General features: G+C 69.0%; 11 protein-coding genes and 1 pseudogene. 4 read left to right on the plus strand and 8 right to left on the minus strand.

Annotated elements, in window-relative coordinates:
- The 3 genes and pseudogenes from Y706_RS24040 to Y706_RS0107060 form a co-directional block, all read left to right on the plus strand.
- Positions 1 to 828: pseudogene (locus Y706_RS24040) on the plus strand (nicotinate phosphoribosyltransferase); the annotation flags it as partial.
- Entirely contained in the window at positions 829 to 1,536 is a 708-nt protein-coding gene (locus Y706_RS0107055; protein WP_028276047.1) for an isochorismatase family protein, read from the plus strand.
- Positions 1,537 to 1,611: 75 nt separating this feature from the next.
- Positions 1,612 to 1,959 (plus strand): hypothetical protein, encoded by a 348-nt coding sequence (locus Y706_RS0107060; protein WP_028276048.1) that lies wholly within the window; start codon positions 1,612 to 1,614, stop codon positions 1,957 to 1,959.
- 141 nt (positions 1,960 to 2,100) lie between these two features.
- On the opposite strand, the gene Y706_RS0107065 is transcribed toward Y706_RS0107060, so the two are convergent.
- The 8 genes from Y706_RS0107065 to Y706_RS0107100 form a co-directional block, all read right to left on the minus strand.
- The gene (locus Y706_RS0107065; RefSeq protein ID WP_028276049.1) at positions 2,101 to 3,888 is read right to left on the minus strand and encodes a DEAD/DEAH box helicase; all 1,788 of its coding nucleotides are present in this window, start codon (positions 3,886 to 3,888) and stop codon (positions 2,101 to 2,103) included.
- A 214-nt stretch (positions 3,889 to 4,102) separates the two neighbouring features.
- Complete coding sequence (locus Y706_RS0107070) at positions 4,103 to 4,429, minus strand: DUF3039 domain-containing protein (protein WP_026266820.1); 327 nt, start codon at positions 4,427 to 4,429, stop codon at positions 4,103 to 4,105.
- 51 nt (positions 4,430 to 4,480) lie between these two features.
- Positions 4,481 to 5,263, minus strand: a complete 783-nt coding sequence (gene nagB / locus Y706_RS0107075) for a glucosamine-6-phosphate deaminase (protein ID WP_028276050.1) — start codon at positions 5,261 to 5,263, stop codon at positions 4,481 to 4,483.
- Positions 5,264 to 5,321: 58 nt separating this feature from the next.
- Positions 5,322 to 6,893: a hypothetical protein gene (locus Y706_RS0107080; protein WP_028276051.1), complete on the minus strand. Its 1,572-nt coding sequence runs from the start codon at positions 6,891 to 6,893 to the stop codon at positions 5,322 to 5,324.
- Complete coding sequence (locus Y706_RS0107085; RefSeq protein WP_028276052.1) at positions 6,875 to 7,690, minus strand: ABC transporter ATP-binding protein; 816 nt, start codon at positions 7,688 to 7,690, stop codon at positions 6,875 to 6,877. The genes Y706_RS0107080 and Y706_RS0107085 overlap by 19 nt, the downstream gene beginning before the upstream one ends.
- A 120-nt stretch (positions 7,691 to 7,810) precedes the next feature.
- The gene (locus Y706_RS0107090) at positions 7,811 to 8,911 is read right to left on the minus strand and encodes an NADH:flavin oxidoreductase/NADH oxidase (RefSeq protein ID WP_028276053.1); all 1,101 of its coding nucleotides are present in this window, start codon (positions 8,909 to 8,911) and stop codon (positions 7,811 to 7,813) included.
- Positions 8,911 to 9,948: a tetratricopeptide repeat protein gene (locus Y706_RS0107095; protein WP_028276054.1), complete on the minus strand. Its 1,038-nt coding sequence runs from the start codon at positions 9,946 to 9,948 to the stop codon at positions 8,911 to 8,913. The genes Y706_RS0107090 and Y706_RS0107095 overlap by 1 nt, the downstream gene beginning before the upstream one ends.
- Before the next feature lie 56 nt (positions 9,949 to 10,004).
- Positions 10,005 to 11,909, minus strand: coding sequence for a hypothetical protein (locus Y706_RS0107100; protein WP_043435236.1), 1,905 nt, complete (start codon positions 11,907 to 11,909; stop codon positions 10,005 to 10,007).
- 313 nt (positions 11,910 to 12,222) lie between these two features.
- On the opposite strand from Y706_RS0107100, the gene Y706_RS0107105 reads away from it, so the two are divergent.
- Complete coding sequence (locus tag Y706_RS0107105) at positions 12,223 to 13,419, plus strand: AI-2E family transporter (protein ID WP_243181325.1); 1,197 nt, start codon at positions 12,223 to 12,225, stop codon at positions 13,417 to 13,419.
- The last annotated feature ends 15 nt before the right edge of the window (positions 13,420 to 13,434 follow it).

Below are 13,434 nucleotides of genomic sequence, written 5' to 3' on the forward strand. Positions count from 1 at the left end.
CACGAGGAATCGGTGGCCGCCGCTGCCCGGGCCGCGGTCATTGCCGGGTTCGACAGCACCTCGAACCTGGAGGCCGGATTGCGCTACGGGCTGAAGACGGTGGGCACGGCCGCCCATTCCTTCACCCTCCTCCATGACACCGAGCGGGAGGCCTTCGAGGCGCAGATTGCCGCCTTTGGGCCGGACACCTCCCTGCTGGTGGACACGTACGACGTCGAAACGGCCGTCCGCACCGCCGTTGATCTCGCCGGGGACAAGCTGGGCGCTGTCCGGCTGGACTCGGGCGACCTCGTGGCCCAGGCCCAGTGGGTGCGCCGGCTGCTCGACGAGCTCGGCAACGACCACACCAAGATCGTGGTGACCTCAGACCTCGACGAATTCGCCATCGCGGCGCTGGCGTCCGCGCCGGTGGACTCGTACGGCGTGGGCACCTCGCTCGTGACCGGGTCCGGGGCCCCGACGGCGAGCATGGTCTACAAGCTCGTCAGCCGCACCGACGACGCCGGCGATTTTATCTCCGTCGCCAAGGCCGCCAAGAACAAGGCCAGCAAGGGCGGCCGGAAGTACGCGCTGCGCAAGCTCAATGAGCGCGGGACCGCCACGGCCGAAATCGTCGGCGTCGGCCATCACCCGGAGGACGACGGCAACGACCGTCCGCTGCTGCAGCAGTTCGTCAAGAACGGCGAGCTCCTCCCCGGGTGGACGGGCCCGGAGGGGGTCCAGCGCGCGCGCCGGCGCCACGCGGAAACCATGCGGGAGCTTCCCGCGGTGGTCAACCGGCTCCAGCGCGGCGAGGCGGCCATCCCCACCATCTACGAGGAGGACTGAATGTCCCGCGCCTTGATCATCGTTGACGTCCAAAACGATTTCTGTGAGGGAGGTGCCCTGGCTGTCCCCGGCGGGGCAAGCCTGGCCGGGGAAATCAGCGAGTACGTTGACGCCCACCACGGCCAGTACGACCACGTCGTGGCCACCCAGGACTGGCACATCGATCCGGGTGAGCACTTCTCGGAGAAACCCGATCTCGTGGACAGCTGGCCGCGGCACTGCGTGGCGGGCACCCGCGGGGCCGAACTGCATCCCGATCTTGATCCCGAACACATCCAGGCGTACTTCCGCAAGGGCCAGTTCGCCGCGGCGTACTCCGGCTTCGAAGGGCTGCTGGCCCCCGAGGACGACGTCCCCACCGGTGACCGCCAGCCCGGCGCCATGCCCGTTACCGGCGCCGGAGGCCCCGGAGGCCCCGGAGACTCCGACGACTCCGACAACTCCGACAACACAGTGAGTCCCTTCGCGGGCAGTGATTTCGCCGCTGGCGAGGACGCGATCGGGCTGGACGACTGGCTGCAGAGCCACGACGTCGAGGACATCGTGGTGGTGGGCATCGCCACGGACTACTGCGTCAAAGCGACCGCCCTGGATGCCGTCCAGGCCGGCTACTCCGTCACGGTGCTGCGCGGCCTGACGGTCGGCATTGCCGAAGACCTGGACGATGCCGTGGCCGAGATGGAGCTCGGCGGCGTCGATGTCCTCTGAGCCAGTAGACTCGAAATCCTTGCCCCATCGCCAGTCTTGCCATATTGACAGACCCGTAGAACCCCGGAGTACACCATGAAGAAGACCCTGACCGTCCTGATTGCCGCCGGAGCGCTGCTCGGCGCGGCCGGCTGTTCTGCCACGCCGCAGCTGACCAACGAGGAAACCTGCGCCCGGGTCAAGACCGTGGTCTCCGCCCAGTCGGCCACATCGGACAAGACCGGCATGACCCGGGTCGCCAACCAGCTGCGGCCCATCAAGGCAGCGGCATCCGAGGACCTGCGGGCCCCGCTGCAGACCATCATCGAATACTTCGACGAGTCGGCCAAGCCCTCCCCGGACACCGCCAAGCTCGAGGGCATGAAGGCCGACTACACCGCGGCAGGCCAGACCTACGGTCAGGTCTGCGGCGCCGGCCAGTAGCCGAAGCAAAGTTCACGGCAGAGTAAACAGCAGAGGGACCAGTTCACAGTGAACTGGTCCCTCTGCTGTTGCCCGGCGCCTATTGGCCTGAGCCCATAACCCTGTGCCCTTAACCCCGTGCCCATAACCGCCTGCGCGGGGCTACTTCCGGCCGATGAACCAGTCCTGGAGCTTGCGCAGGCGGGTCTGCAGCTGTTCCTCGTTGGCCTGGGCGACGGCCGGGCCGCCGCAGACGGTCCGGAGCTTGGTATGGATGACGCCGTGCGGGGTCCCGGTGCGGGCCGACCAGGCGGCGACGTTTTTGGCCAGCTCGGTGCGCAGGTCCATGAGCATCCGGTGGTCCGGCACGGCCGGGGCCGCAGCCACGGCTGCCTCAGTCTGCGGGGAGCGCCTGTTCTTCCGGTTCAGCTGCTCGTGCTGGCGCTGGCGCAACAGCGTGCCGACCTGTTCAGCGTCCAGCAGGCCCGGGATCCCGAGGAAGTCGAGCTCGTCCTCCGAGCCCACCTCGCCGCCGGTGCCGAATTCGCCGCCGTCGAAGAGCACCCGGTCAAAGGACGCCTGGGAGTCTAGGGCCTCGAACTTGCCCTTCATCAGGGAATCGGAGGCCTTCTCCTCGCGGTTCGCCTCGTCCATGAGCGAATCCTCGGGATTGAAGAGTCCGTCGCTGTCTTCCTTCTCCGGGCGGTCCAGGGCATGGTCGCGCTCGGCCTCCATCGAGTTGGCCAGGGCCATCAGCTGCGGCACGGAGGGCAGGAAGACCGACGCCGTCTCGCCGCGCTTGCGGGCACGCACGAAGCGCCCCACGGCCTGGGCGAAGAACAGCGGGGTGGAGGTCGAGGTGGCGTAGACGCCGACGGACAGCCGCGGAACGTCGACGCCTTCGGAGACCATCCGGACGGCCACCATCCAGCGCTTCTCGCTGGCGGTGAATTCCTCGATCTTGCTGGAGGCCTTGGCGTCGTCGGAGAGGATGACGGTGGGCGATTCGCCGGTGATCTTCTTCAGCTGGCCGGCATACGCGCGGGCGTCCTCGTGGTCCGTGGCAATGACCAGACCGCCGGCATCCGGGACGCTGCGCCGGACCTCGCTGAGACGCTTGTCCGCGCCGGCCAGGACGGCGGGGATCCATTCGCCGGCCGGGTTCAGCGCGGTGCGCCAGGCCTGGGACGTGATGTCCTTCGTGACGGCTGACTCCCCGAGCGAGGCGGCCATCTCGTCCCCCGCGCTGGTGCGCCAGCGCATTTGGCCGGAGTACGCCATGAACATCACCGGGCGGACCACGTGGTCGCGCAGGGCCTTGCCGTAGCCGTAGGTGTAGTCGGCCTTCGAGCGCCGGATCCCGTCCCGGTCCTCGGCGTACTCCACGAACGGGATGGGCGAGGTGTCCGAGCGGAACGGGGTGCCCGTCAGGGAGAGCCGCCGGGCCGCCGGGTCGAACGCCTCACGGAGGCCGTCGCCCCAGGACAGGGCCTCGCCGCCGTGGTGGATTTCGTCCAGGATCACCAGCGTGCGGGCGGCTTCGGTCTTGGCCCGGTGCAGCATGGGCTTGCTGGCCACCTGGGCATAGGTCACGGCGACACCGATGAACCCGCGGCCGTGCTGGCCGTCGGCATTCTTGAAGTTCGGGTCGATCGCGATGCCCACCCGGGCCGCGGCGTCGGCCCACTGGCGCTTGAGGTGGTCGGTGGGCGCCACGATGGTCACGCGGTTGACCACCCCGGAATCGATAAGCATGGACGCCACGCGCAGGGCGAAGGTGGTCTTACCCGCGCCGGGGGTTGCGACCGCAAGGAAATCCTTAGGATGGGTGCTGAAGTAGCTGTCCAGCGCCTCCTGCTGCCAGGCGCGCAGCTTGGGGGCGGTGCCCCAGGCGGCCCGCTCGGGATAGGCGGGGGGAAGCGTGGGTCCGCCGAAAAGTGTCTCCGTCATTAAGGCGCCCTCCATCCGCGCATGGCTGCAGCCGACGGAGAAACCCAATTAAGCACAAAAACACCAATCTTTTTGGATGGACCGTAAGGCAGTACCCGGACAGCATGGACCGGCAATCAGGAAAGCACAAAATCAGGGGCACGACGGCGCGCCGCCATAGGGAAGCGCCGTCCGAAGACGGCTAACGGAACCTGTTGGTTCCGTTGATTGCCCTTTACTTGTCGCCGGAGCCCTTGCCGCCGTCGTTTCCGGGGCGCAGGCCCTCGTAGACTTCCTTGCATTCGGGGCAGACGGGGAACTTCTGCGGATCCCGGCCCGGAGTCCAGACCTTGCCGCAGAGCGCGATCACCGGTTCACCGGTCAGCGCGGATTCCATGATCTTTTCCTTGCGCACGTAGTGCGAGAAGCGCTCCCGGTCACCGGGCTCAACTTCCTGGCGCAGTTCCTCGCGCTCGATCGTGGCCGTTGACGTCCCGGCTCCGGAGAGCTCGCGCATCGGATCGTTTTCGAGAGGATCGGTCATGCTAGTCATGACACCCATCTTAGCCGTTGGAAGGGCGCTGCCGGACCTGCGGGGTGCCGGCGGCGGGGCCTAGAGGCCCTGCCAGGCGGGTTTGTGGTCGTAGCTGTGGCGGTAGTAATCCGCCAGCCGCAGCGACGACGCCGCCGCCTCGTCCAGGAGGATGGTGGCGTGCGGGTGCAACTGCAGCACGGAGGCCGCACAGATGGCGGCGACGGGGCCCTCCGCGAGGTCCCGGACGGCCTGGGCTTTTTGCGCACCGGTGGCGATCAGGATCACGTGGCGGGCATCCAGGATGGTGCCCAGGCCTTGGGTCAGGACGTGGTGCGGCACGTCGGCCAGGCTGCCGAAAAACCGTGCGTTGTCCCGGCGTGTCTGCTCGATCAGGGTCTTGATCCGCGTCCGGGACGCCAGCGACGATCCCGGTTCGTTGAACCCGATGTGGCCGTCCGTTCCGACGCCGAGGAGCTGAAGGTCCACTCCCCCGGCATCGCGGATGGCATCTTCGTAGGCCCTGCAGGCTGCGGGGATGTCCGCCGCCGCGCCGTCGGGCACGTGGACGTTGGCCGGACTGATGTTCACCCGTGCGGTGAATTCGCGGGCGATCACCTCGCGGTAGGACTCCGGGTGGCCGGCCGGCAGCCCCACGTACTCGTCCAGGGCGAAGGCGCGGACCCGGCTGAAATCCAGGCCGGCGCGCTCGTGCCGCGCCGCCAGTTCGACATACACCGGCAGGGGCGTGGAACCGGTCGCCAGGCCCAGGACGGCGTCGGGCTTGCGGCGGAGAAGGGCCTCCACCGCATCCGCGGCAAGCGACGCGATCTGTTTGCTGCCGGGAAGGATGACAACTTCCATGATCCTGCCTTACTGGCCTACCTGGTGTCCGAGTCTGCGCACTCCCAGCATGCACCCGTCAGCGGTTGACGGCCAGTTGTGCCAGCAGCTCCGGCGCCCGCCGGTCCAGCCATGCTCCGCCGGTCCGGACACCGACGGCGAAGAGTGTGAGACCAAGCACGGGTCCGAGGGCCATCGCGAACCAGCCCGGCACGGAGCTCCCAGTGATGAACTGCGCGGCCACGAGCGCCGCTTCGGGAGCCACGAGGACCAGAAGCACGGCCATGCCGCCGAACTGCACGGCGAGGGTCTGGGCCACGTTGCCCGGCGGCTTCTTGAACGGGCTGTCCCCCGGGAGCGGGACGCTCACGGTGTAGCGCGCCGAGATCACCGAGGCCAGGCCCAGGCCGGTGAAGAGGACGCCGAGGCAGAGGCCCAGGACCGCGGGCAGCTTGTCCCAGTCGCCGGTGAAGAAGAACGGCCCGACGCTGAACAGGACCGCCACCGGCAGCGCAAAGCTCAGGCATGCCAGCGCACGGCCGAGCCGGTCGTCGGCGCCGCGCACCCCCGTTGCTACGTGCAGGGCGAAGGCGGTGCTGTCATAGGAGACGTCCGTGGAGATCGACCACGCCAGGAGGAAGGCCGTCAGCGGCCCGACGAACTGGAACGGGCCGTAGAACCCGCTCTGGCTGCCCTGGAAGAGGAACAGCACCGGCAGGAGCGGAACGACCACGAGCGCGCCGGCGTAGCGGGGATCGCGCAGCCAGTAGTACAGGGACCTCGCGGCGACGGCGGCGGCCGGTGTCGCCGGGAGCAACCCGAACAGGCCCGTGCCGCCAGTCCGCCGCTTGGATGTCCCGGCGTAGGGCGGGGTCACCAGGGCGCGCTGCAGCAGGACCTTCCACGCTAGCGCCAGCCCTGCCAGGGTGGCCGCGGCGATGAGGAATTTCACGGTCGCGGCCGCGTAGCTGCCGGCAGCCAGCTCGCCGCCGAGCGAGAACGCCGCCCCGGCCGGCGTCCAGGACAGGGCCCGGGCCAGGCCGGTCAGGAAATCGCCGGAACCGGCGATTCCCCTCGCGATGCCCGCCACGATGGGTCCCGTGAGCACGAGCGGGATGAGGAAGGCGACTGAGCTGATGTCCTTGAAGCGCCGGGAGCTTGCCAGTCCGGCCGTGGCCGTGGTCACGACCTTGGAGAGAACGATGCAGCTCAGCACGCCCAGCAGGGCACCGACGAGGGCGCCGGCTGCGGCCGGCAGGCTGCGGGACCAGGTGCCCACCGTGGCGAGCGCAACGAGTGAGGTGGCGAGACCCGGTATGCCGATCAGGCCGCCGAGCGCCAGCCCGGCCAGCAGCTGCGGCATGGGGACGGCAAAGGTGGTGAACCGAGCAGGGTCCAGCGTCATGTCCGCGGCGGAGACAGCGACGGGAATGACGGCCCAGCCCAGCAGCGCCGTGGCGCCGCCCAGGACCACCACGGTCTGGGCGAGTTCAATCTCCACCCCGCGCAGGACGAACAGCCCGGCCACACAAACAGCCACGATTCCCAGGGCATACAGGGCGCCGATCCCGAGGCCCACCAGCTGCCACGGGCTGCGCCGGACGCTGTTGCGCAGCAGGTTCAGCTTGAGCCTCAGAAGGTGCGCAACCATTCCAGCCCTTCCGTGTGGTTCCGGCCGCCCACGAGCTGCACGAAGCGGTCCTCGAGGGTGGCGCCGGCGCGGACTTCCTCCACAGTCCCGGCGGCGAGGACCCGGCCGCCCGCGACGACTGCGACGTGGTCGCACATGCGCTGGACCAGGTCCATGACGTGGCTGGAGACGATGACCGTTCCGCCCGAGGAAACGTAGCGGTCCAGGATGTCGCGGATGTTCGCCGCGGAGATCGGGTCCACCGATTCGAACGGCTCGTCGAGGACCAGCAGCCGCGGGGCGTGGATCAGCGCCGAGGCCAGCGCGATCTTCTTGGTCATGCCGGCGGAGTAGTCCACCACCAGCGTGCCGGCGTCATTGGCCAGGTCCAGGGCAGCGAGCAGTTCCGCCACCCGCGACGCCACCATCTCCCGGTCCATCCCGCGCAGCAGGCCGGCATAGGTGACCAACTGCTCGCCGCTGAGGCGGTCGAACAGCCGGACGCCGTCGGGCAGGATCCCCATCAGCTTCTTGGCCTCCAGCGGATGCTGCCAGACGTCGACGCCGTGGACCAGCGCGGTGCCGAAGTCCGGGCGCAGCAGGCCGGTCGCCATGGACAAGGTGGTGGTCTTACCGGCGCCGTTGGGCCCGACCACCCCGTAGAAGGAGCCGGCCGGAACGTCCAGGCTGATGCCATCGACGGCGATTTTGTCGCCGAAGCGCTTGGCGAGGCCAAGCAGGGACAGGGCAGGAACCGGCGGCGACGACGGGCCGGGCGGGGCTGGCTGTCCCTGCTGGCCAGGGGGTTGGAATGTCATGACGCCAGACTAACCGCCGGACGGCGCGAAAAGGATAGTCCGCAAGGCGTACGTTTTCACTCGCGGGAACCGGCACAGCTGTTTCTGGAATGGATGCCGGTTCTGGAATGGATGCCGGTTCTAGAACGAATGCCGGGGCAGGGCGCGCTCGTACTGCGGCGGCCACGCGAGGTCATGGCCGAGCTCAAACGCGGCCCGCAGCCACCAGTGCGGATCCCGCAGGGCGGCACGGGCGATGAACACGCCGTCCGCCTGGCCGGTGGCCACCGCGTGCTCGGCCTGCCCGGCGGACGTCAGGAGTCCCACCGTGCCGGTCCTGATCCCGGTTTCGCGCCGGATCCGGGCGGAGAACCCGGTCTGGTAGCCGGGGCCCACGGGAATCTGCTGGTGCGCCACGGCCCCGCCGCTGGAAACGTCCACCAGGTCCACTCCGCGCTCGGCGGCGGCCGCGGCCATCCGGACCGAGGCGTCGGCCTCGATCCCGCCCGGCGCCCAGTCCGAGGCCGAGATCCGCAGCAGCAGGGGCATGGCGTCCGGGATGACCGCGCGGACGGCGTCCACCACGGCAAGCGTCAATCGGTTCCGGCCCGCCTCGTCCCCGCCCCAGCGGTCCGTGCGGTCGTTGACCAGCGGGCTCTGGAACTGGTGCAGCAGGTAGCCGTGCGCGCCATGGATTTCGATAGTGTCGAACCCTGCGTCGACGGCCCGCACGGCGGACGCGGCGAAATCGGCGATCACGCCGTCGATCTGCGCTTCCGTCATGGCGGACGGCGGCGCGTAGCCGTCGAATGCGCCGGTGCCAGGACCCACGGTGTCCCAGCCGCCCTCGGACGCCGGCACGCTTCCCAACTTGCCGGAGAACGGCCAGTAGGAGGACGCTTTCCGGCCGGCGTGCGCCAGCTGGGTGCCGATCTTGGTCTCCGCGGTGCCGTGTCGGTGCACGAAGGCGGTGATGCGTTCCCAGGCCGCGGCCTGGTCGTCGTTGTAGAGGCCGGCGTCGCGGGGGCTGATCCTGCCCGCGGCGTTCACGGCGTTGGCCTCGGTGAGGACCAGGGCCGCTCCCCCGGTGGCAAAGGAGCCCAGATGCATCAGGTGCCAGTCTGTGGGCACGCCTTCGCCCGTTTCCGGGTCGCAGCTGTACTGGCACATCGGCGACACCCAGCCACGGTGCTGCAGCCGCAGGGACCTTAGATCCAGCGGCGCGAAGAGTGCCGATCCCACTAGAACAGCACCCGGGCCAGCCCCTGGCGGGCCTTGGCGACGCGCTCGTCGCCGGTGCCGACGACGTCGAAGAGTTCAAGCAGCCTCACCCGGGCGGTCTCCCGTTCCGGGCCGAAGTTGCGGCCAATGAACGTCACGATCCGGCCAAGGCCGTCCTCGATGTGGCCGCCGGCGATATCCAGGTCCGCAACCCCGAGCTGGGCCTCGAGGTTGTCCGGCTCGTCGGCCGCGAGCCGGCGCAGGGCATCTGCCTCGGGCCCGGAGAGGGCCTGCAGGCGATCCATCAGTTCCACCTGCGCCAGGCCGGCCTTGGCCTCCGCGTCGGCGGGCATCTCGTTCAGGGCCTGCCGGTAGGCGGCGGCCGCGGCCGCGTAGTCGCCGGCCTCGATCGCATCGAACGCCGCCTGGTGCAGCGGCGGCAGTGGCGGCGCCTCCGGTTCCGCGCCACCCGGGCCGCCGGCGCCGATCCGTCCGGTCACGCCGTTGGCGGCCGCGACCTTGAGAAGTTCATCGAACAGGCTGCGTACCTGCTGTTCGTCCGCGCCGCCCTGGAAGAGCGGCACGGGCTGGCCCTTGACCACCGCGACGGCGGTCGGCACTGCCTGCACCTGGAACGCCTGGGCAAGTTCCGGGAACACGTCGATGTCCGCGGCCCCGAGGACCAGCCGGCCGTCGTAGCTCTCGACGATGCCTTCAAGGACGTCCACCAGCTGGCCGGAGCCTGGCGAATAGGAGGCCCAGAGCGCGATCACCACAGGCACCTGGGCCGAGAGGTCCACGAGCTCCTGGAAGTTGCCCTCGGTCACATCCACGCGCAACGGCCGGCCCGCGTGGTCGGCCGGGCCGGATGCCGGTTCCGCCGGGGCACCGGCAGCACCGGCGGAGCCCGCCGGGCCGGGGGCTGCGGCGCCGGGACGGGCAGGTTCCGGAGAACTCGGAGCCGGCCGCTGTTTCAGGGCGGAGAGATCGACGGCGCCGCGCAGGTTCAGCGGGCTGGCGGCAACTGGCGGGACCGGGCGGGAAGCTGGCGTAGTCATAGCTCCACTCTAGCCATTGAAGTCCCGCCCGGCGCCACCATGCCCGCCGGCGAAGGCTACTTGAAGGACGCCCCGACCAGGCCGCGGGTGGCGGCCACGAGCTTCATCGGATCCTTGGAACCGGCCGGCGGAACATAGACAGCCACGGCCTCTGCGAAGTCCAGCACCATGCCGGTGCTGGTCTCCTTGCCGCCGGCCAGGGCGGCCGCGTCGTCGCCGATGGTGAGCTTGTCCCCGTCGGCCTTCGGAGTGCCGTCGAACGAGAAGTTCAGCCGTCCCAGGACCAAGGCCCCGCCGTCAGCGGTTCGGAACACGACAGTGTTGTCCGCGGCCGCCTTGTGCGTGAAGGCGAAGGTGCCGTTGACGCCTGATTTGACGACGTCGGCCTGGTAGGCGAGGGTGTCCGCGATGTACGGGGAGGACTGGCCTTCGACGAGCTTGTCCTTGAAGGTGGAGTCGGCTTTGGTCAGGCGGTCACCGAGCCCGGCGAGGGCTTCGTCGCCGCTGTACGAGAGCCCGGTCTTGTCCGCGGGCGCCAGCGTCTCCGTACCGGCCCGGCCGATTCCCGGGAAGGTGGCACCCGGCTGCAGCGGGGTGCTGCTGACCAGCTTGTAGTTATCCCGCGGGGACTCCTGGGTCAGGGTCAACAGCTGCGGGACGACGTTGCCCTCGCCCTGCGTCACGGCCATGACCGAGCGCGGCCAGCTGCGCTTGTTGGTGACCACCGTGGTCAGCAGCTTGGTGGAGCGGACAGGCATGCGGGCCTCGTAGGAACCGACCTGCGAGCGGATCTTGTAGTTCTGTGTGCGCACCTGGAGTTCGGACTTGGCCACCCGCGGCGCCAGCTTGGCGGCGTCCTTGGCAGCGTCTCCTGCATCGACGGCACCGGCAACCTGTTCCAGGACGCGGCGGAACTGCGCGTCCAGCAGCACGGGCGCATCGCCGGTCTGGCCCTCGCTGCCCGGGGTCGCGGCGTCGGAGGCCGGGGCGCCGGAGGCGGGAGCACTGGAGGCCGGGGCACTGGGCGACGGCGCGGGCGTCTGGCTGGCCTGGGCGGCCACTGACGTTCCGGCGACGGCTGCGGCGGTCAGCACTGCCACCACGATGCCGGAACGGCGCACCGTGCCGGAGCCCTTCTTCTGGCCGGCCGCTGCTTTCTCCGGCGCTGTTCTTTCCGGGCCTGTTTTCTCCGGCGTGGCCGGCTGCGGTGCAGTCTCGGGTGCGGGGGTGCCGGGTGCGGCAGGATCCTGGGTGCTTGCCGTCGAGCCGTTGTCCCCGCGGCGTGCCGCGGCCTTGGCCTGCGCGCGGCGTGCGAACGTGCTGCCGCCGCCGGTGCCGCCGCCGGCGCGGTTGCCTGACTTCGGCTTGAGGATCAGCAGCGCCCCGCCGGCGATGATCAGCAGGCCGCCGAGCACCATGAACGGAATGGCCCACGGCGTGGAGGTGTCGTTCGGAAAAGTCATCGTGATGGAGCCCGGGGCGGGCTTGGTGCCGTCCGCGGCGAGGAGCAGCGACCAGTCGCCGTCGGCCGGCGCGTTCCACGAGTAGTCCATTTCGCCGGTGGCGTTCTCGGTGGTGACCCAAAGATCCGATCCGGCGGGCGACGGCGCGGTAGCTTCGCCGTCGGTATGCGTCAGCTGCAGCGCCTTGCCGTCCTCGGAGACGCCGGCGACGGTGTTGTGCGCCGTCTTGCCCACCCAGGCGTCGACGTCGTCCGGCCGGCCCGCGGCCAGCAGGAAGGCCCCTTCACCCTTGACTGTGATCTTCACGGTCCCGGGGTGCAGAGTCTTCAGCTTCTCGTCGAAGACAGTCAGCGGCGCGGCGGTGCCGGTCGGAGCGGTGGCCGTAATCGTCTCCGGGGGAGCCCAGAACGTCTTCTGGCCAATCCCGGCCAGGAGTGTCAGGAGGCCAAGCAGCACCAGGGCGACTGCAGTCTTGAAACGCAAAATACTACCTATCATCAGCGGACAGTTAGCTTCAATAGTAACCATTTTGTTACCCGCGAGTCAGATCGGGGACCCGGACGGCCCCCAGCGGCGGTGGCCGCGGGGGCGTTTTTCCCCTCTGGTGACAAGCCTGCTGATAGTGTTTGCGGTGATCATCACACCAGTGCCGCCAGTGTGGCGCAGCAAGGAATTAAGGGCATTTAACGCAGTGACTGAACATACGGATTCGTCCTCCGCCGGACCAGAAGAAGCGCAGGAATCCGACGGCCAGGAACCCGGCCCCGAACAACCCGTTTCCAGTCCCCGGCCCACAACCTCCCGCCCCCGGATGGCCGCGGCAAATGTCCTGCTGTCCGCGGCCCGGCGCCTGCGCCAGCCCCTGCCCGGAGCCCAGCCGAGAATCCGCTTCGAGATGCCCCCGGAGCACGAGGCCGGGGCCGAGGAGACGTCCGCGGCCGATGCCCGCTTCGGCAGTCCCGGTCCGCGCATGTCGGCCCAGCACCCCCTGTATATGGGCTTCATGGGCACGGTCGGCGTCGGCTTCGCCCTCCTGGTCTACTGGATCGGGTCAAATACGACGCAGTTGCTCTTGTGGATCATCACTGCGCTCTTCATCACCCTGGGGCTGGACCCGGTGGTGCGCTGGCTCGAACGCCGGAATGTCCCCCGCGCCGCCGGCATCCTCCTGTCCGTATCCACCCTGGCACTCGGAGTCGCCGCATTTTTTGCCACCCTGATCCCCACGATCGTGCAGCAGGTGACGCAAATCGTGCAGCAGGCGCCCAAGTGGGTCCAGGAGTTCATTGACTCGGAATTCTTCCGGAGCGTCGACAGCCAGTTCGGCATCCGGGACCGGATCAGCCAGGAGCTGGAAAAGTTCGTGAACAACCCGGACGCCATGGGCGGCATCTTCGGCGGTGTTGTGGGCTTCGGCTCCACCGTGGCAAACGGACTGTTCGGCGCACTGATCGTGCTGGTCCTGAGCCTGTACTTCCTCGGTGCCCTGCCCGCCATGAAGAAGTGGGGCTACCGGCTCGCGCCGCGCTCGCGCCGGGCCCGGGTTGAAGCCCTGTCCGAGGAAATCACCGGTTCGGTGGGCAACTACGTGATCGGCCAGGCCGCCGTCGCAGTGCTGAACGCCACGTTCGCGTTCATTGTGATGTCGATCATCGGCGTACCGTTCGCCACGCTGCTGGCGTTCGTGGTGGCCCTGCTGGCGTTCATCCCGCTGGTGGGCGGCATGATTGCCGGGTTCCTGGTGACAATCGTGGCACTGACCGCCGGCTGGCAGACCGCGCTTGTCTTCGCCATCTGCTATTTCGCCTACCTCCAGTTCGAGGCTTACTTCATCTCACCGCGCATCATGCAGAAAGCCGTGGCGGTGCCGGGCGCCGTCGCCGTCATCTCGGTCATCGCCGGCGGCAGCCTGCTGGGCGTCCTCGGAGCCCTGATCGCCATTCCCACCGCGGCGGCCATCATGCTGCTGGTCAAAGAAATCCTCATCGCGCGCCAGGACAGCCGCTGACAGTTCCCCCTGGCG

The organism is Arthrobacter sp. I3 (genome assembly GCF_000520575.1).
In the GTDB taxonomy this organism is placed as follows: domain Bacteria; phylum Actinomycetota; class Actinomycetes; order Actinomycetales; family Micrococcaceae; genus Arthrobacter; species Arthrobacter humicola_A.

What these genes read in the sequence shown, in the direction of transcription:
- Y706_RS0107055 (WP_028276047.1), top strand. Translation starts at nt 829, where the DNA reads ATGTCCCGCGCCTTGATCATCGTTGACGTCCAAAACGATTTCTGTGAG.
- Y706_RS0107060 (WP_028276048.1), top strand. Translation starts at nt 1,612, where the DNA reads ATGAAGAAGACCCTGACCGTCCTGATTGCCGCCGGAGCGCTGCTCGGC.
- Y706_RS0107065 (WP_028276049.1), bottom strand. Translation starts at nt 3,888, where the DNA reads ATGACGGAGACACTTTTCGGCGGACCCACGCTTCCCCCCGCCTATCCC.
- Y706_RS0107070 (WP_026266820.1), bottom strand. Translation starts at nt 4,429, where the DNA reads ATGGGTGTCATGACTAGCATGACCGATCCTCTCGAAAACGATCCGATG.
- nagB (WP_028276050.1), bottom strand. Translation starts at nt 5,263, where the DNA reads ATGGAAGTTGTCATCCTTCCCGGCAGCAAACAGATCGCGTCGCTTGCC.
- Y706_RS0107080 (WP_028276051.1), bottom strand. Translation starts at nt 6,893, where the DNA reads ATGGTTGCGCACCTTCTGAGGCTCAAGCTGAACCTGCTGCGCAACAGC.
- Y706_RS0107085 (WP_028276052.1), bottom strand. Translation starts at nt 7,690, where the DNA reads ATGACATTCCAACCCCCTGGCCAGCAGGGACAGCCAGCCCCGCCCGGC.
- Y706_RS0107095 (WP_028276054.1), bottom strand. Translation starts at nt 9,948, where the DNA reads ATGACTACGCCAGCTTCCCGCCCGGTCCCGCCAGTTGCCGCCAGCCCG.
- Y706_RS0107100 (WP_043435236.1), bottom strand. Translation starts at nt 11,909, where the DNA reads ATGATAGGTAGTATTTTGCGTTTCAAGACTGCAGTCGCCCTGGTGCTG.
- Y706_RS0107105 (WP_243181325.1), top strand. Translation starts at nt 12,223, where the DNA reads ATGGCCGCGGCAAATGTCCTGCTGTCCGCGGCCCGGCGCCTGCGCCAG.